The sequence below is a fragment of the Litchfieldella anticariensis FP35 = DSM 16096 genome, from assembly GCF_000409775.1.
GTDB classification, from domain to species: domain Bacteria; phylum Pseudomonadota; class Gammaproteobacteria; order Pseudomonadales; family Halomonadaceae; genus Litchfieldella; species Litchfieldella anticariensis.
The window spans coordinates 160,619-177,409 of record NZ_KE332388.1 but is presented as its reverse complement, the minus strand read 5'-3'; the positions used below and the strand labels follow the sequence as shown (position 1 = coordinate 177,409).

Genomic DNA, 16,791 nt, shown 5'->3' with positions numbered 1-16,791 from the left:
CTGCGCGGTCGCTTCGTATTGATCATGATCGTCGGCGTGCTGGGTGCCCAGCTTTCCAGCTACGCCATCTGGACCGCCCAGGCGCGCTCCAGCCAATTGAAGCAAATCGACGAGTTGTCGAACAACGTGGCGTACAGCGTTGCCTCCACCGTGCGCTTCTTCCGTTCCTTGCCGTACGAGTACCGACATATCGTGCTGGATCAGCTACGCGATATGGGCGGTACGCGGTTCTTCGTCAGTATCAACGACCATCGCATTCCCATTCGCGATATCGGTGACGGCCCGGCCAAGACACTAGTGGTGAACAACTTCCAACGGGTGCTGGAGTCGGAGCTCGGGGTGCGTGAAGCTTTGGTGGAGTTCTCGTATCCCGAAGACTTACGCCTGCTCAACAACGAAGTATTGCTTCGCGACTTGCCACCGCGCTGGGGGCACTACAGCCTGCTGTTGGATCCGCTGGAACCACCGATACTGGTGGTGCAACTACAACTCGAGCCGGAGTCCTGGCTCTACGTGGCAACGTTGCTGCCGGTGCCGGATCTGTTCAACGAGCATGCTTGGCTATCCGAAGATCGCTTGTTCGCCGCCGTGATCGTGCTACTGGCGGTAATCGGTCTCTCACTGCTGGGTATTCGTAGCGTAACTCGTCCCCTGGCGCGACTGGCACGGGCGGCGCGACAGCTAGGCGATGACTTGGATACTCCTCCGTTACCGGAGCGTGGCCCCCGTGAGACTCTCGATACCACCCAGGCTTTCAATCGCATGCAAGAGCGTATCCGTCAGCAGGTCGAGGAGCGCGAGCGGCTGTTTTCGGCGATTTCCCACGACTTGAAGACCCCCATTACCCGCATGCGTCTGCGTGCCGAGATGCTCGACGACGAGATACAACGCGAACGCTTCTGTGCGGCATTGGACGAACTGGATCTATTGGTCAAAGGAGCACTGGCCTCGGTCAAAGGGTTGGACCTGCATGAAAACATCGAGCGTATCGATCCGTGCCGAGTGCTGAACGATCTGGCCGATGAACTGCGTCTGCATAATGGGAAAGTGAGTATCGAGGGGGAGGCGGCACCGCTGGCGGTCAAGCCGTTGGCTTTCAAGCGTTGTCTGGGCAACCTGTTGGAAAATGCCATTTTCTATGGCCGACGGGCCGAAGTGGTCCTTGTTGACGACGAACAGAATCTGACTATCACGATTCGCGATCATGGCCCGGGTATTCCCGACGCCCAGTGCCAGCGGGTCTTCGAGCCTTTCGTGCGGCTGGAGCCATCGCGCAGCCGCCACACTGGTGGCAGTGGTCTGGGGCTGGGCATCGCGCGCCATATCGTACGCGCTCACGGTGGCGAGCTAATGTTGGGCAATCATCCCGATGGGGGGCTAGTCGTCACCCTCGAATTTCCTCACCAGTGACCGGTCTTGCAACACTTTGCAGCATTAGGAAACACAGGAGGACAGCGGCGATCGGGTAGTCTGATGCTATTCCTGCCACTCCTTTGCTAGAACCTCCACTTTGCTAGAACCACAAGGATGCGATCCATGAACGTCTACGATATCGCCTTTCTCGAAAGCCATATCCGCAAGACCATGGCTTTCTATCACCCACGGGCCATTGATCCGCATGGCGGGTTCTTCCATTACCTGCGCGATGACGGCGAGATCTACGACCGCCACCATCGTCACTTGGTCTCTAGCGCACGTTTCGTTTTCACCTATGCTCGCTACGGCGAGTATTTCCAACGACCGGAATATCTGCGCTGGGCACGCCATGGTCTGAAGTATCTTGAGCAGGTGCATTTCCAGAGCGATTATCAAGGTTATGCCTGGACGCTGCGCGATGGGCAGGTCGAGGACGACACCAATCATTGCTATGGACTGGCCTTCGTGCTGCTGGCCTATGCCACGGCACTCAAGACCGGTATCGAGGAGGCGCGTGATGGCCTCTATGCCGTGCATGAACTCCAGACACGACACTTCTGGGAACCGCAATGGCAACTTTATGCTGATGAGGCGGATCGCCACTGGCGCGCTTCCGACTACCGTGGCCAGAACGCCAACATGCACAGTTGCGAGGCGTTGATCGCGGCATTCGACGCCACCGGTGACGAGCAGTTCCTGACGCGGGCGCTGCAAGTGGCCCAGGCGATCTGTTTGCGCCAGGCGGGACAGGATGAGCAGGATAGGGGCTGGATCTGGGAGCATTACGATCGTCAGTGGCGTCTGGACCTGGATTATCACCGTGACAACCCGCGTCATCTGTTCCGCCCGTGGGGCTATCAAGTCGGCCACCAGACGGAGTGGGCCAAGTTGCTGCTGATGTTGGATCGACGCTGCCCCCAAGCTTGGTTGCTGCCGACGGCGTGTCGCTTGTTCCTCACCAGTGTCGAGGCCGGCTGGGACACCGAGCACGGAGGGCTGGTCTATGGCCTCGATCTCGAGGGCAACATCTTCGATGGCGACAAGTATTTCTGGGTGCAGGCCGAGAGTCTGGCGGCCGCGGCAATGCTCGGCAACCGTACCGGCGAGCGGCGTTTCTGGCGTTGGTACGAGCGGCTGTGGGACTTTAGTTGGCGGCACATGATCGATCACCAGCATGGCGCCTGGTACCGCATCCTGAGTCCCGACAATCAACGTTACTCTGATGAGAAGAGCCCTGCCGGGAAGGTCGACTACCACACCATGGGGGCGTGCTACGACGTGATCGAGACCCTGTCGCGAGGGAATGTTTCAGCTTCGTAATAAAGCCGCAATATTATCCAGCACTAGGTAACCCCTCTTGAGGCCTTGAATGCGCTAGCGTGTCATGAGCCGTTCCGGATACGGCTCATGACAATCGACGAGATAATCAACAATAAATGGAGACACGCCCTATGTGCGCATTCAAGCAACCCCTGACTCTCAGGAAGACCCTGCTTGGTCTGGCTGTCGCCGGTACCCTGGGTGCGACCCAGGCCCAGGCCGGCGATGTCGAGGTCCTGCACTGGTGGACCTCGGGTGGTGAAGCCCGTGCCGCCAACGTTCTCAAGGAGTTGGTGGAGGAAGAAGGCCATCATTGGGAAGATTTTGCCGTGGCCGGAGGCGGTGGCGAGACCGCCATGACGGTACTCAAGTCGCGGGCCATGTCCGGCAACCCGCCTTCCGCCGCCCAGATCAAGGGGCCCGAGATCCAGGAGTGGGGCGATCTGGGGCTGTTGGGCAGTCTCGATGATGTCGCTGAATCCGAAGGTTGGGACGAAAAGTTGCCGGGTGTCGTTGCCAATGTGATGAAGCATGACGGGCAGTACGTGGCGGTACCGGTCAACGTTCACCGCGTCAATTGGCTGTGGGCCAATCCGGAGGTGCTCGAAGAGGCCGGGGTGGCATTGCCCACCACGCTCGACGAGATGTTCGCCGCCGGTGAGGCGATTCGTGAAGCCGGTTACGTGCCGTTGGCTCATGGCGGCCAAGCCTGGCAGGACGCCACTGTATTCGAGACCGTACTGTTGGCAACCGCCGGCAACGATTTCTACCGCCGCACCATGGTCGATCTCGATCCCGAGGCCCTGGGCAGTGAGCAGATGATCGAGGCGTTGGAGAACTTCAAGCGCATGCGCGAGCTGATGGACGATGGCATGTCCGGCCGCGACTGGAATATCGCCACCTCGATGGTGATCAGCGGCAAGGCCGCCATGCAACTGATGGGGGATTGGGCCAAGGGTGAGTTCACAGCGGCGGGGCTCGAGCCCGGCAAGGACTACCTGTGCGCCCCGGCGCCGGGCACCGAGCATTCGTTTACCTTCAACATCGACAGTCTGGCGATGTTCCGCGTCAGCGAGGAGGCCGACCAGGAGGCTCAGCACACCCTGGCACGCTTGGTATTGGAACCCGAGTTCCAGAAAACCTTCAATCTGGCCAAGGGGTCGATTCCAGCACGCCCCGATCTCGATATGAGCGAGTTTGACCAGTGTGCCCAGAAATCCCTCGAGGACTTCCAACGTACCGCCGACGAGGGTGGACTGGTGCCCAGCATGGCCCATGGCATGGCCGTGCGCTCCGATGTTCAGGGGGCGATCTTCGACGTCGTCACCAACTTCTTCAACTCTCCTGACATGAGCGCCGAGCAGGCCGCTCAGCGTATGGTGAGCGCCGCCCAAGCTGTCATGTGAGTCCTGTCCATGGCGCCGTCTGGTTGGCGGCGTCGTGGCGTCACGCGAGGTTATCCCCATGTCGACCGTTACCACTTCGACACGTCCGGTGGACGCTGCACCGGGACGGACGGCCGCTGCACGCCTGCAAGCCTGGTTGCCGCGCCTGGTGCTATCGCCGTCCATCGCCATTTCACTGTTCTTCGTCTATGGCTTCATGCTGTGGACTTTCATACTGTCACTGACCAGTTCGCGCATGCTGCCGAGTTATGAGTTCGTCGGCTTCGCCCAGTATGCACGTCTGATGGAAAACGAACGCTGGTGGGTCGCTGCCACCAATCTAGGCATTTTCGGTGGCCTGTTCGTGATCATTTGCTTGGGGCTTGGGCTGTTGCTGGCGATTCTTCTCGACCAGCGAATTCGCCAGGAAGGCGCATTGCGCACGATCTATCTCTACCCGATGGCGCTATCGTTCATCGTCACCGGGGTGGTCTGGAAGTGGTTGCTCAATCCCGGGCTGGGCATTCAGGCAATGGTGCGCGGCTGGGGCTTCGAGAGCTTCACCTTCGATTGGCTGATCGACCCGAAGATGTCGATCTATACCCTGGTGATCGCCGCCGTGTGGCAGGCCTCGGGTTTCGTCATGGCGCTGTTTCTGGCTGGCCTGCGCGGGATTGACGACAGCATCATCAAGGCTGCGCAACTCGATGGTGCGGGCTTGCCGCGCATCTATTGGCGTGTGGTGATTCCTTGCCTGCGACCGGTGGTGTTCAGTGCGGTGATGATCCTGTCGCACATCGCCATCAAGAGCTTCGACCTGGTGGTGGCGTTGACCGGCGGTGGGCCGGGTTACTCCTCCGACCTACCGGCGACCTTCATGTACACCCATGCCTTCACTCGTGCCCAGATCGGGTTGGGGTCGGCAAGTGCCATGCTGATGCTGGGCGGGGTGCTGGCAATCTTGATTCCCTATCTCTACTCGGAATTGCGGAGCCGCAAGCATGGATAATGTGATTCGTCGACGCACCCCGGGAGCGCGTCTGGCACGGGCAGTACTGTATACCGTGCTGATCCTGGCAGTACTGTTCTATTTGATGCCGCTGGTAGTGATGCTGTTTACCTCGATCAAGCCGCTCGAGGAAATCCGTGCCGGCAGCTTGCTCGCAATACCACTCGACCCGACTTTCGCACCGTGGGCCAAGGCGTGGGGCGAGGCTTGTACCGGCATGCGCTGCGAAGGGGTGAGCGTCTACTTCTTCAACTCCATTGCCATCGTGGTGCCGGCAGTACTGATCTCCACCACCATCGGGGCGCTCAATGGCTATGCGCTGACCAAGTGGCGCTTCAAGGGCTCGGAGCTGGTCTTTGCGCTGATGCTGTTCGGCTGTTTCATTCCCTTTCAGGTGGTGCTCTTGCCAATGGCCCAGACGCTGGGCTGGTTGGGGCTTTCGAGTTCGCGAGCGGGATTGGTGCTGGTGCACGTGATCTTCGGTATCGCCTTCACCACGCTGTTTTTCCGCAACTTCTATGTATCGGTGCCCAGCGAGTTGGTATCGGCGGCCAAGCTGGATGGGGCCGGTTTCTTTCGTATCTTCTGGCGCATCCTGTTGCCGGTGTCCAAGCCAATCATCGTGGTCTCGGTGATTTGGCAGTTCACTCAGATCTGGAACGACTTTCTGTTCGGAGTGGCGTTCTCGGCCCATGACACCCAGCCGGTGACGGTGGCGCTCAACAACCTGGTCAACACCTCCACCGGCGTCAAGGAGTACAACGTCGACATGGCGGCGGCGATGATCGCCGCATTGCCCACCCTGGTGGTCTATGTGCTGGCAGGAAAATATTTCGTCCGAGGGCTTACCGCCGGCTCGGTCAAGGGATAACAAGAAGAGGTATCCGACATGTCCGCATTGGAAATTCGTGAGGTCCGCAAGGACTTCGGCAGCACCCGGGTGCTCAAGGATGTCAGCTTGGCTATCGATTCCGGTGAATTCCTGATCCTGGTCGGCCCCTCGGGTTGTGGCAAGTCGACCCTGATGAACGCTATCGCTGGCCTGGAGCCGGTGACTTCGGGTCAGATCCTGATTGCTGGCAAGGATGTCACCTGGCAGACCCCGGCGGAGCGCGACATCGCCATGGTTTTCCAGTCCTATGCGCTCTACCCGAGCATGACGGTTCGCCAGAATATCGCCTTCGGCCTCGAGATGCGCAAGGTGCCCAAGCGCGAGCGCGAAGAGGCGGTGGAGCGCGTCGCCGACCTGCTGCAGATCTCGCATCTGCTCGATCGCAAGCCGTCCCAACTCTCCGGTGGTCAGCGTCAGCGGGTGGCGATGGGCAGGGCGCTTGCCCGCGAACCCAAGATTTATTTGTTCGACGAACCGCTCTCCAACCTGGATGCCAAGCTGCGCGTGGAGATGCGTACCGAGATCAAGAAGCTGCACCAGCGTCTGGGTACTACTATCGTCTATGTTACCCACGACCAGATCGAGGCCATGACGCTCGCCGACAGCATCGCGGTAATGCGCGACGGCCACATTCTCCAGCTCGGCACCCCCGATGAGGTCTACAACGATCCGGTCGATATGTTCGTCGCCGGTTTCATGGGCTCGCCGTCGATGAATTTCCTCACCGCGACGTTGGAGCATGAGGCCGTCGATTATCGACTCCGTGTTTCGACCCAAGGCGAAGAGGATGTGCTGTTGCCATGGCCGCAGGCGCATGAGACGCCGGCGATGGCTGAGTATGTCGGACGAAAGGTCGTGCTGGGGCTGCGGCCCGAACACTTCAGCGAGGAGGATGAGCGCCTCGGCGAACATGCCGAAGGCACACTATTCTCGGCCCGGGTCACGGTCGTCGAGCCTACTGGCGCCGATATCCTGCTGCGTTTGCCGCTGGGTGAGAAGGAGGTAACGGCAAGAGTTGGGCCCAAGTGCCGGGTGGCAGCAGGTAAGCGCCTGGCGTTGCGCATCGATATGGGAAGGGCGGTACTGTTCGATCCGCAAACTGAACAGCGCTTGGCATGAGACAGCCGGCTGGCTCCACAGCCGGCCGGCGTTCCGCTTGGGCTCAACGCACCGTGATCACCGTACACTTGGCCGCATGCGTCACCTTATGCGACGTACTGCCCATGACCAATCCGGCAAGATCGCCAAGGCCGCGGCTGCCAAGGACGATGGCATCCACGCCCAAATTCTTGGCCTGGCTCAGGATGGTACGTGCCGGCTCGCCTTGATCGAGGTGGGTTTCGATCTGGCTGACACCTAGTTCTTCGGCGTTGGCCTTGGCCTTCTCGATGATCTGCGTACCGGCACGTTTCAGGTCCTCGGGGTTGGCCTCGAGGGGAATGGCACCAATTCCCCATACCAAGGTGGTCTCGTGGGCGAGGGCTTCGGGAATGTGCAGGATATGCAGTTTGGTATCGCTGTTCTTGATCAGTTCGCAGGCTACGCGTAGCGCCTTCTTGGCGTTTTCCGAGCCGTCGACGGCCACCAGTAACGATTTGAACATGGGGGTACCTCTTCGGTCGTTTTTGTCGCCTGGCCACATGGCCAGCTGCCCTTCAGAATAGACTAAAGGACAGGGGCATCGTCTTGACCTATATCAATAGGGGTATCGCACAGGCTCGATAGCTCATGTTGCGTCTTGTTCCTGTTCCAAACGTCGCAAGCGTTGCCAGAGTTCGCGGCGCAAGTCAGCGATGCGTGGTACCTCGTTTTCGGCGAAGGGCAGGGGGCGGGTCAGACGTAGGGTACGTAGCCCCAGGCGAGCGCTGAGCAGCCCCACGCCGAGCCCTTGACCGGCACGCGTCGACAGTTTGCCGGCCAGGTTCATCGACAGCAGCTCCATGCTGGCCTCGCTGGCCATCTCACTGGCACCGGCAAAGGCCATGTTGTAAAGCACAGCACGGAATAACCGCAGCCGGCTGGCGTAGCCCAGCTCCAGGCCATAAAGTCGAGCCAAACGATCGATCATGGCCAGGTTGCGCCATGCCACCAGGGTCATGTCGACTAGTGTCAGGGGGCTGACTGCTACCATGATGGCAGTGTCTCCGGACATGTGCGAGATCAACCGGCGTGCTTCACGATCCCGTGGTGCCAATAGGTGATGAGCCAGCAGCGACCATGTTTCGTGGCCATCGTGATGTGGTTGATGAGCCTGCATGAAGGCTTGCCAATGGGGATGGTCATCGTCCAGCCCAAGTTGTCGACGCAAGGTGTCGGCAAGCTGCTTGGCCTGACGAGGGGTTGCGGCATCGAGTGACTCCAGGCGTTCGCGCAAGCGAATATGGCGGCGTAGGCGTCTGAGACGCCAGAGTTCCCGTGCCAGTGCCGCCCCTCCCAGGCCCAAGGCCAGTAGGCCAAGCAGCCCCCAGGCACCACTGCTCCAGTCGCCTCCGAGCGTAGAGCCATACAGGAGTTGGCCGAGTTCCACGGCACCCAGCGTCAGACCGCCGCCCAGCAGCGTCATTAGCCCCCAGCGACGCTTACGTGGACGGGCCAGGTCATCGGCTATCAAGGCTTCTGTTCGTGCAGCCGTTTCTTCCGCCGGTAGGGGAAGCGTGTCCAGGTCAGGATCGAAAGCCTCGGTCGGGCGGGGATCCTGGGTGGATGTCTCACGACCGCCTTTGTCATCGAGGTGGAAACGCCGGCCCGGACGTGGGTCGTCATGCCGTGCATTACTCATTGCAACTTGTCTCCAAGCAACCAGTCCAGCGCTGCATCAAGGCGGATATGAGGCAATTCCCCCTTGGAATGGGGGGCTGGCCGGAAGGCGCGAAAGTCAAATCCTTGGCGGGCCCAGAAATCGGTATCGGGTAGGCGAGCCGGTACCTCGCCGGGAAATATCAGCACCTCTCCACCCTCGAGGGTAGTACCTCGCAGAGCCGGAGTACGCTTGCCCTGATATTCGACCTCGCGGGCCTCGGTGGCACGAATCGAGGCCAACGACATCGCCTTGACCGGGATATCGGCGAAACGCAGATCCTGCAAGGGCTCGGTCAACAATGCTTCGAGCAGGGCGACCAGGTTGGCATGCTGTTCCGGGGTGACATGGTCGGTCTTGGTGGCAGCAATGGCCAGTCGGTCGATGCGTGGCGAGAACAGCCGCGAAAGTAGGCTGCGTTTGCCATAAGCGAAACTTTGCATCAGTGTCGCCAGCGCCTGGGACAGGTCCTCGAAGCGCTCGGGGCCGGCATTCAGCGCACTCAGCACGTCGACCAGCACGATCTGACGGTCAAAACGTCGGAAGTGGTTGCGATAGAAAGGCTTGACGATGTGCTGCTGATAGTGGACGAAACGCCGGACCAGGGTCCGGTAGACACTTTCTTCGGGCAGGGTTTCCAGTGCCGTACGCTCGCTTTCGCTAAGTTCCGGCAGGGGGAAGAACTGCAGCACCGGGGCGCCCTCGAGGTCGCCAGGCAGCAGAAAGCGTCCCGGTTGCAGGTTGGAGAACCCCGCCTCGCGGGCATTGCGCAGGCCCTGAGCATAGAGCGCGGCAATCTCGGCAAGCTGCTCTTCATCGGCATCGGCGGCTGGGTCAAGCGATTCCACGGCATCGAGCCAGTCGGCAAACAGGGCGCGGCGCTCATGGTTGAGCTCGGTCGCGTTGGAAAGCGGCTGGTCGAGACTCCAACTCAGATAGTCATGATCCAGCAGCGGCAGGTCGAGGAGCCATTCGCCAGGATAGTCGAACAGATCCAGAGTGAGCGTGGCGGTGTCGGCCCGGAACAAGGGCCGGCCAGCCGGTCGGTAGCGGATCGAGAGGCGTAGTTCACTGATGCCGCGCGTTGGTTCTGGCCAGCGGGGTGGCGTCGCTTCGAGCGCTGCCAGAGCCTGGTCATAGGGAAAGCGTGGCACGCCAAGGTCTTGTTGGGCCACACGTTTGGCACCCAACAAACGGCCTTCGCGGGCCGCGGGGAAAAGGTCGAGCCGTGCCTCCCATCCGGCGTGGCGGAGTTGGTGGACCAGCGACGTCAAGAAGGCGGTTTTACCGGAGCGTGACAAGCCGGTGACCGCCAAGCGTAGCTGGCGATCACGGCTTCGTTCGAGCAGATCATTGAGTTCGCGTGCCAGGGACTGGCGCATCAGGGTCGATTCCGTTCGCAGGTATGTCAGCCACTAATGTGTGGGCGTTGGCCGCGTCTGACAAGCCGTTGCCAGGTCAGTAGGGCAATGGGCACCAGCGACAGCGGAATCAACAAGGCGTTGAGCAGCGACCAGCCGAGCGTACTGACCAAGGGGCCGGCAAGCCAAGCGGTTAGTGCTACGGTGGAAAAGACCAGGAATTCGTTTGCGGCCTGGGTGCGAGCCTTCTCGATTGGACGATAGGATTCGGTAAGCAGGCCGGTGGCCGGTAGGAAGGTGAAGTTCCAGCCCAACCCCAGCAGGATCAGCGCGACATAGAATCCGGTTATTCCGGCCTCGAGCTGGGCCACCACGGCACAGCCCATGAGTAGCGCACAACCGGTGACGATCATGCGCGTTGTCCCGAAACGGGCGGTGAGATGACCGGTCACGAACGAGGGCAGGAACATTGCCAGCACGTGCCATTGGATGGTGGTGGCGACATGGTCGAAGTGGAAACCGGCGCTGGCCATGGCCAATGGGGTGGCGGTCATTGCCAGGTTCATCACGCCATAGCCGATCAGCGCCGAGACCACGGCGACGATGAACAGTGGTTGACGCATGATCTCGCCGAGCGGGCGTGGCTGTCCTTCACCATGGGTGACGTCGGGTGGTGGAAGGCGTGTCAGGGACAGAATGACCAGCGCGACCAGATAAAGAACGCCAAGCCCCAGGAAACTGCCGAGGAAGGGGGTCTCTGCCAGTTCGCGGCTGACTCGCGCCAGCCAGGGGCCGAAGAAGGCGGCCAGTACGCCACCACCCATCACCAGCCCGATGGCGCGGTCGCGTAGTGCCAGTGGGGCGGCCTCCACAGCGGCAAAGCGATAGAGTTGGCCGAAGCCGATACCGATGCCGATCAGCCAGGTGCCCAGCATGAACAGGAAGAAGCGTTCGTCGATCAATGCCTGGGCGGCGACCGCCACACCGATCAGTCCCATCAGGTTGCCGAGCATGAAGCCGCGTTTGCGCCCCAGCCGGCCCATGATCAATGAAGCGGGAATGGTCGCGCACATCAGGCCCAGCCACTGGGTGGCTACCGGTGCGGTAGACCAGGCGGCATTGGGAGCCAGATTGGAACCGATCAGTGGTGAGACGGCGATCAACAGGATGTTGCCGCTGACCAACAGGGCTTGGCATAACGACAGTAGGGTGACGGTAAGCGGCATGAACAGTCTCCTAGGCTTCCTTGGCGGATGAGAGCGAGTGGTTGTCCTGGGGGCGGCGGCCAAAGCGTTGACGATATATCGTAGGCGAGACGCCGTAATAGCGTTGGAAAAGTCGTCGCAATTGTTCTGCGCCGCCTAGTTGCCAACGACGGGCCAGGCGCTCCAGGGAGGGTGGTTGAGTGTTCTCGATCAATGTCAGCCTGGCATGTTCCAGGCGCAGACGGGTTAGGTAGGTGCCGGGCGTGGTATCCAACTGGTGGCGAAACAGTCGCGACAGATGACGTGGCGAGACGGCGATGTAATCGGCCATGTCCTCCAGGCGATAGGCCTTGCCGGGATTGGCATGTAGTTGATCCAGTAACCGCCGCAGGGGACCGCTGGCCTTGTGTTGTTGGGCCAGGACTTCGCTGAACTGCGATTGGCCTCCGGGACGGTGCAGGAACATCACCAGCTCACGAGCCACGCGGCCAGCAAGCTCGCTTCCCTGGTCGGACTCGAGCAGTGATAGTGCCAGGTCGATGCCTGCCGTAACACCGGCACTGGTATACAGGCCTGCGGATTCCAGATACAAGGCATTGGCTATCACGTCGACGCGTGGATAGTCGCTGGCAAGATGCTGGCAGTGGCGCCAGTGTGTGGTTGCCTGGCGTCCGTCCAGCAGCCCGGCAGCGGCAAGCAGGAAGGCGCCGGTACACACGGACCCCAAGCGTCGCACTGCCTTGGCCTGGTCGCGAAGTATCTGTAGCAAAACCGAGTCCTGACGCTGTGCCATCACTCCGCTGCCGCCAGCGATCAGTAGGGTATCGAGCGGAGCGAGAGTATCGAGTGCTTGCCAAGCGTGCCCTGCCTCTAGGGTCAAGCCGCCGTTGGTGGTCACGGGCCCCGGGCGCTCGGCCACCAGATGCAGCCGATAGAGTGTGCGTTCACTCAGTTGATTGGCGGTAGCGAAGACTTGCCACGGGCCGCTGACATCCAATAGTTGGCAGTCGGGATAGGCCAGCAAGGCGATGGTACGAGACATGACGACACTCTCCTGTAGCGCTTCTCGAAAGTGTCGGTGTTGGAGGGGATGTCTGCAATGACCAGCAACCCACCGATAAGGACATTACCGTCAAAAAAATGCCCTGCCGATGAGGGCAGGGCGTGTAGATGTGCGAAACGAGGCTGTTTCTAGCCCGCGAAAGCCAAGTAAATGGCGATGACCAGGACCACCAGCACGATACCGCAAGGAATCGCGCCCTTCCACGGGGTCAGGTCGACGGCACCACTGTCTTCATGCACCCACTCCGTAGGGCGCGGACGAAGTTTACCGATCAGCAGCATGATGGCCACCAGCAACACGAAGACACTGGCCACGAAGTGGAACTCGTGCATGATGATGGGCAGTTTGTTGAAGGGCGGCACGAAATAGCCGGCGGCAATCAATAGGCAGCCGCCGATCAGAGCGACCTTGGCTGCCATGGGCGGTACACGTTTGGTCAGGAGACCAACGATCACGACCGCCAGGATGGGAATGAAATAGATGGCGTTCATCTTCTGCAGGTAGCTGAACAGACTTTCCTGGCCAGCCAGCAGCGGTGCGATGGTCATGGTCACGACCGCCATGATCCAACCGAATACTTTGCCTGAATTGACCACCTGCTCGTCGGTCGCGTTCTTGTTCAATACCCCCTTGTACAGCCCTAGGCTGAAGATGGTGGTAGTACTGTTGAGCGCCGAGTTGAATGAGGAGAGGATCGCACCGACCATCACCGCGGCGAAGAAGCCGGTGAGGTAAGGTGGCAACACATTGAACACCAAGTGGCCGTATGCCGCGTCGGCGCGTACGCCCTGATCGGCATACAGGTGGTAGGCGATGATGCCCGGCAGCACCAGATAGAGTGGTCCCAACAGTTTGAGTAGACCGGTCAGCAGTACCCCTTTCTGGCCTTCGGCGAGGTTCTTGGCGGCAAAGGTACGCTGGATGATCTGCTGGTTGGTGGTCCAGTAGAAGAGGTTGATCAGGAACACGCCGGTGAACAGGGTCGAAAAGGGCACCTGTTGCTCGGGACCACCAATCGAGTTGAGCTTGTCGGGATTGCTTTGCTTGAGTATCTCCCAACCGGCCAGCAGTCCCCCATCGTCACTGACGGCTTGCAGGCCAAAATAGACAATCACGAAACCGCCGATCAAAAGTCCTATGCCGTTCAAGGCATCGGATACCGCCACGGTACGCAGGCCGCCGAACAGGGCGTAAATCGAACCGATGATGCCGACGACCCATACCGTCATCCAGAGCAGTACGGTATTGGACTGGATGCCGGTCAGCCCCGGTAGATCGAGCATTCCCTGCAAGCCTATGGCGCCCGAATAGAGAATGATCGGCAGCAGGATCACCGCATAGGCAATAAGGAAGATGATGTTGCAGATCAACTGAGTGCCGCTGTCGAAACGAATCAGTAGCATCTGCGGCACAGTGGCGATACCGCTTCTCAAAAAGCGTGGCAGGAAGAACAGCCCCAGCGCGACCAGCGCCAATACGGCAACCACTTCCCAGGCCATCACACTCAAGCCATCAGTGAACGCAGAACCATTCAAACCCACCATCTGTTCGGTGGAGAGGTTGGTCATCAACAATGAGCCGGCGATCAACGGAAAGGTCAAGGTGCGCCCGGCCAGGAAATAACCGCCGGTGCTACTGTGATCGTCACGCCGGGTAAGACGCCAGGTGATGAAGGCCACCAGCCCGGTAAAGAATAGAAATGATGCCAGGGTAAGGGCATGCATGGGACCGAATCCTTTCAGTGGAGGGTGTGTTTGGGGCGGTAAGGAACCAGGATATGTGCGTAAACTTACCTGTTAGTCACAAATTCTATTTTGATGTCACGCTTCTTCTATTCGCCTTTAGTCGTGTTTTGCGTCGTAATACATGAAATATTACTGAGGTATGATGGGTGTCGCAGGAGGAGATACCAGTCCGAACAATTGTAGCAGCATGGGGCTGGCTGCAATCAAAAAGCCCAATACGGCAACACTGCCCCCCAATACCTTGCGGCGTCGGTATTTGACGAGTGTCAGGCCGATGAGACAGACGATCAAGCCCAGGATATTGAAAGCGAACCGGCTCATTTCCAGCACTTCATAGGCTGTCATGTACACTCCTTAAGAAGTGAGTGATAGATTGGGAGCGATATCGTCCTCGGCTATTTTCAGAGAGGCAACGATGACCATTCCCTTGCTGCATCGTCGAGGGGCCAACAAGGAATCCTGCCATGAACGAGACGGCTGTACAGGAAGTGCTGGCATTCTGGTTCGATGAATTGACACCGCGCCAATGGTTCATCAAGGATGAAGCACTTGATCGCATGATCGCCACACGCTTTTCAGCGTTGCTCGAGGCTGCCAGTAACGGTGAGCTATGGCAATGGCGCCGCTCGGCCCTAGGGCGGTTGGCCGAAATCCTGGTACTAGACCAGTTTTCGCGCAACATTCACCGCGACACGCCAGCGGCCTTCGCTCAGGACCCCTTGGCCCTGGTATTGGCCCAGGAAGCTGTGGCGAATGGCACCGATCGCTATCTGGATACCTCACACAAGCCATTCCTGTATATGCCATACATGCACAGCGAGTCGCTGCTGATTCACGACGAAGCGCTACGGCTCTTCGATCAGCCGGGGCTTGAAGAAAACCTGCGATTCGAGCGACGGCACCGTGACATCATTGCCCGCTTCGGGCGTTATCCTCATCGCAACGCCGTTCTCGGGCGAGGGTCGACACCGGAGGAGATCGCTTTCCTGCAGGAGCCTGGGTCTTCATTTTGAGTCAAGCTACAACGTAGTTTCGAGTGTGTGCCCCTTCGATATGGATGGATAGAAAAGGAGAGACTGATGGGTGTGATTCTATGGTTGATCATTGGCGGTCTGGCGGGTTGGATTGCCGGTAACGTCATGCGTGGAGGCGGCTTCGGTATTCTCGGAAATATCGGGGTCGGTATCGTCGGTGCACTAATAGGAGGCTTCCTGTTCAGCCTGCTGGGATTGGAAGCAGGTGGCTTCATTGGCTCGCTGGTGACCGCGACAGTGGGCGCCATCGTGCTGTTGTGGGTCATCGCTAAGGTAAGAAGCGGTTGAAGCGACGGATTTGCTCTCACCTGCTACGAACATCGCCCGGCTATTCAGCCGGGCGACTCTTATGACACAGAACATGACGTGTCACCTCCTAACACCGCACATCCTGCTTTCTCGACACCTATCCCACGTAGGAACCATTGGAGTGGCGTTCACACGTGACTCTAATGGCTGACCGTAGCCAGTGATAACGGGCGACAGCCCGTTTGCGTTCAAGCAGTTCGCATTCTCGTGGTTTGGCAGCGGCGGTGGTTATCATAGACATGGTTGGCATGATGTCGAGAGGGCGGAAGAGCATCGAAGAAGGAAGCAAGAAATGAAAACTATCAATTTTATCAGTCAATAGAGAAATTCATATGCTCATAATCATGAAAGAACAGTTGATTGCCAACAACATGCGGTCAAAGGGGGGCGTCAAGAATATCCAATCAGTGTCGAAGTGGATTCTAAGTAGTTGATAAAATTTTTAGCTGTTGAAAGGAAACTGACATGGCTACATTCAAAGTAAATATACCGGCAGGGCCTCTCTGGAACCAACAGGATGCGGAAGAAAAGGCGCCGAAGGTTGCCGCGGCTCACCAAGGGACCTGGACAGGCCAGTGGAATACGGTAGTAGAAGGTGAAATGAGTGTTGTTGAGGTGGAGCTGCCGGTTAAACCGACGGGATCCAATGAATTCAAGACGAGCGTTCTGGCAGGGCCGCTTTGGAGTAATGATGAGGCACAAAAGGTCGGCAGTGCCATTGCGGCCTCCTACGGTGCTGAATTCACCGGCGAATGGTGGACCATTGTCGAAAGTGTCATGAGTGTCATTGAAATTAAATACACTTTCTGATTTGCTTCAGGCTCTGTAGTTCGTTGCCGGAGCCCGCGCCGGCAGCAGGGGGCTTCTCTAGGGGAGTAACCCCATCCGAAGGGCCCGGACCGCAGCATTCATGCTGCGGTCCATCCAGGATTATTTCTCCGCTGTAGCCGACGCTAGGTCTGGTACGAAAAGTCGGCGAGCGATGGTCAGGCAAGGCGAAATTGGTCGAAAAACGGACCGGGCTCGCGTGCGAGTTTACGGGGGTGTAAATGAGCATTTTGAGACTGATTTCAACGCAGCATAACCGAGCGCAGACACTTTTCGTACAGAGCCTAGCTTTCTGCAGGCTCGGAACTTGACCCCGTCCCGCCTATAACTCCCCCACGAAAGACATGACCATCCCCAAAAGAGATCCTAACTAAGCTTATTTTCAGCAGCCTTTCCGGCAGGGTGGCGTTCTCTCGGCGGCAATGCC

16 protein-coding genes are annotated in these 16,791 nt (G+C 59.0%); 9 read left to right on the top strand and 7 right to left on the bottom strand.

Annotation, left to right across the window (positions count from 1 at the left end; all coding sequences use genetic code 11):
• Positions 1 to 24: 24 nt before the first annotated feature.
• The 6 genes from L861_RS07795 (at position 25) to L861_RS07770 (ending at position 7,141) form a co-directional block, all read left to right on the top strand.
• Entirely contained in the window at positions 25 to 1,410 is a 1,386-nt protein-coding gene (locus tag L861_RS07795) for an ATP-binding protein (protein WP_081645842.1), read from the top strand.
• Between the two features lie 126 nt (positions 1,411 to 1,536).
• Complete coding sequence (locus L861_RS07790) at positions 1,537 to 2,736, top strand: AGE family epimerase/isomerase (RefSeq protein WP_016416508.1); 1,200 nt, start codon at positions 1,537 to 1,539, stop codon at positions 2,734 to 2,736.
• Between the two features lie 131 nt (positions 2,737 to 2,867).
• On the top strand, positions 2,868 to 4,142 hold the full coding sequence (locus L861_RS07785; RefSeq protein WP_016416507.1) for an ABC transporter substrate-binding protein: 1,275 nt from the start codon (positions 2,868 to 2,870) through the stop codon (positions 4,140 to 4,142).
• A gap of 58 nt (positions 4,143 to 4,200) precedes the next feature.
• Entirely contained in the window at positions 4,201 to 5,130 is a 930-nt protein-coding gene (locus L861_RS07780; protein ID WP_016416506.1) for a carbohydrate ABC transporter permease, read from the top strand.
• Positions 5,123 to 6,001, top strand: a complete 879-nt coding sequence (locus L861_RS07775; protein WP_016416505.1) for a carbohydrate ABC transporter permease — start codon at positions 5,123 to 5,125, stop codon at positions 5,999 to 6,001. Before L861_RS07780 ends, L861_RS07775 begins: the two co-directional genes overlap by 8 nt.
• Before the next feature lie 18 nt (positions 6,002 to 6,019).
• Positions 6,020 to 7,141 (top strand): ABC transporter ATP-binding protein, encoded by a 1,122-nt coding sequence (locus L861_RS07770; protein WP_016416504.1) that lies wholly within the window; start codon positions 6,020 to 6,022, stop codon positions 7,139 to 7,141.
• Positions 7,142 to 7,184: 43 nt separating this feature from the next.
• Here the strand turns inward: L861_RS07770 and L861_RS07765 are convergent, their stop codons facing one another.
• The 7 genes from L861_RS07765 to L861_RS07735 all read right to left on the bottom strand — a co-directional run bounded on the left by L861_RS07765 (position 7,185) and on the right by L861_RS07735 (position 14,538).
• The gene (locus tag L861_RS07765) at positions 7,185 to 7,625 is read right to left on the bottom strand and encodes a universal stress protein (RefSeq protein ID WP_016416503.1); all 441 of its coding nucleotides are present in this window, start codon (positions 7,623 to 7,625) and stop codon (positions 7,185 to 7,187) included.
• A 123-nt stretch (positions 7,626 to 7,748) separates the two neighbouring features.
• Complete coding sequence (locus L861_RS07760) at positions 7,749 to 8,801, bottom strand: TIGR01620 family protein (protein ID WP_016416502.1); 1,053 nt, start codon at positions 8,799 to 8,801, stop codon at positions 7,749 to 7,751.
• A complete protein-coding gene (locus L861_RS07755; protein ID WP_016416501.1) occupies positions 8,798 to 10,201 on the bottom strand; it encodes a YcjX family GTP-binding protein in 1,404 nt (467 codons plus the stop codon). The genes L861_RS07760 and L861_RS07755 overlap by 4 nt, the downstream gene beginning before the upstream one ends.
• A 26-nt stretch (positions 10,202 to 10,227) precedes the next feature.
• Complete coding sequence (locus L861_RS07750) at positions 10,228 to 11,406, bottom strand: MFS transporter (RefSeq protein ID WP_016416500.1); 1,179 nt, start codon at positions 11,404 to 11,406, stop codon at positions 10,228 to 10,230.
• A gap of 10 nt (positions 11,407 to 11,416) precedes the next feature.
• A complete protein-coding gene (locus tag L861_RS07745; protein WP_016416499.1) occupies positions 11,417 to 12,427 on the bottom strand; it encodes a GlxA family transcriptional regulator in 1,011 nt (336 codons plus the stop codon).
• A 149-nt stretch (positions 12,428 to 12,576) separates the two neighbouring features.
• Positions 12,577 to 14,172, bottom strand: a complete 1,596-nt coding sequence (locus L861_RS07740; protein ID WP_016416498.1) for a solute:sodium symporter family transporter — start codon at positions 14,170 to 14,172, stop codon at positions 12,577 to 12,579.
• 150 nt (positions 14,173 to 14,322) lie between these two features.
• Positions 14,323 to 14,538, bottom strand: a complete 216-nt coding sequence (locus L861_RS07735) for a hypothetical protein (protein ID WP_016416497.1) — start codon at positions 14,536 to 14,538, stop codon at positions 14,323 to 14,325.
• 119 nt (positions 14,539 to 14,657) lie between these two features.
• On the opposite strand from L861_RS07735, the gene L861_RS07730 reads away from it, so the two are divergent.
• The 3 genes from L861_RS07730 (at position 14,658) to L861_RS07720 (ending at position 16,346) form a co-directional block, all read left to right on the top strand.
• Positions 14,658 to 15,206, top strand: coding sequence for a DUF924 family protein (locus tag L861_RS07730; protein WP_016416496.1), 549 nt, complete (start codon positions 14,658 to 14,660; stop codon positions 15,204 to 15,206).
• A gap of 66 nt (positions 15,207 to 15,272) precedes the next feature.
• Entirely contained in the window at positions 15,273 to 15,515 is a 243-nt protein-coding gene (locus tag L861_RS07725) for a GlsB/YeaQ/YmgE family stress response membrane protein (RefSeq protein WP_016416495.1), read from the top strand.
• A gap of 486 nt (positions 15,516 to 16,001) precedes the next feature.
• Positions 16,002 to 16,346, top strand: coding sequence for a mannan-binding lectin (locus tag L861_RS07720; protein ID WP_016416493.1), 345 nt, complete (start codon positions 16,002 to 16,004; stop codon positions 16,344 to 16,346).
• Positions 16,347 to 16,791 lie beyond the last annotated feature (445 nt).

Bases quoted from the DNA above. Each gene is read 5' to 3' on its own strand.
- L861_RS07760 (WP_016416502.1), bottom strand. From the start codon at position 8,801: ATGAGTAATGCACGGCATGACGACCCACGTCCGGGCCGGCGTTTCCAC.
- L861_RS07745 (WP_016416499.1), bottom strand. From the start codon at position 12,427: ATGTCTCGTACCATCGCCTTGCTGGCCTATCCCGACTGCCAACTATTG.
- L861_RS07750 (WP_016416500.1), bottom strand. From the start codon at position 11,406: ATGCCGCTTACCGTCACCCTACTGTCGTTATGCCAAGCCCTGTTGGTC.
- L861_RS07775 (WP_016416505.1), top strand. From the start codon at position 5,123: ATGGATAATGTGATTCGTCGACGCACCCCGGGAGCGCGTCTGGCACGG.
- L861_RS07765 (WP_016416503.1), bottom strand. From the start codon at position 7,625: ATGTTCAAATCGTTACTGGTGGCCGTCGACGGCTCGGAAAACGCCAAG.
- L861_RS07730 (WP_016416496.1), top strand. From the start codon at position 14,658: ATGAACGAGACGGCTGTACAGGAAGTGCTGGCATTCTGGTTCGATGAA.
- L861_RS07755 (WP_016416501.1), bottom strand. From the start codon at position 10,201: ATGCGCCAGTCCCTGGCACGCGAACTCAATGATCTGCTCGAACGAAGC.
- L861_RS07725 (WP_016416495.1), top strand. From the start codon at position 15,273: ATGGGTGTGATTCTATGGTTGATCATTGGCGGTCTGGCGGGTTGGATT.
- L861_RS07785 (WP_016416507.1), top strand. From the start codon at position 2,868: ATGTGCGCATTCAAGCAACCCCTGACTCTCAGGAAGACCCTGCTTGGT.
- L861_RS07740 (WP_016416498.1), bottom strand. From the start codon at position 14,172: ATGCATGCCCTTACCCTGGCATCATTTCTATTCTTTACCGGGCTGGTG.
- L861_RS07790 (WP_016416508.1), top strand. From the start codon at position 1,537: ATGAACGTCTACGATATCGCCTTTCTCGAAAGCCATATCCGCAAGACC.
- L861_RS07735 (WP_016416497.1), bottom strand. From the start codon at position 14,538: ATGACAGCCTATGAAGTGCTGGAAATGAGCCGGTTCGCTTTCAATATC.
- L861_RS07720 (WP_016416493.1), top strand. From the start codon at position 16,002: ATGGCTACATTCAAAGTAAATATACCGGCAGGGCCTCTCTGGAACCAA.
- L861_RS07770 (WP_016416504.1), top strand. From the start codon at position 6,020: ATGTCCGCATTGGAAATTCGTGAGGTCCGCAAGGACTTCGGCAGCACC.
- L861_RS07780 (WP_016416506.1), top strand. From the start codon at position 4,201: ATGTCGACCGTTACCACTTCGACACGTCCGGTGGACGCTGCACCGGGA.
- L861_RS07795 (WP_081645842.1), top strand. From the start codon at position 25: ATGATCGTCGGCGTGCTGGGTGCCCAGCTTTCCAGCTACGCCATCTGG.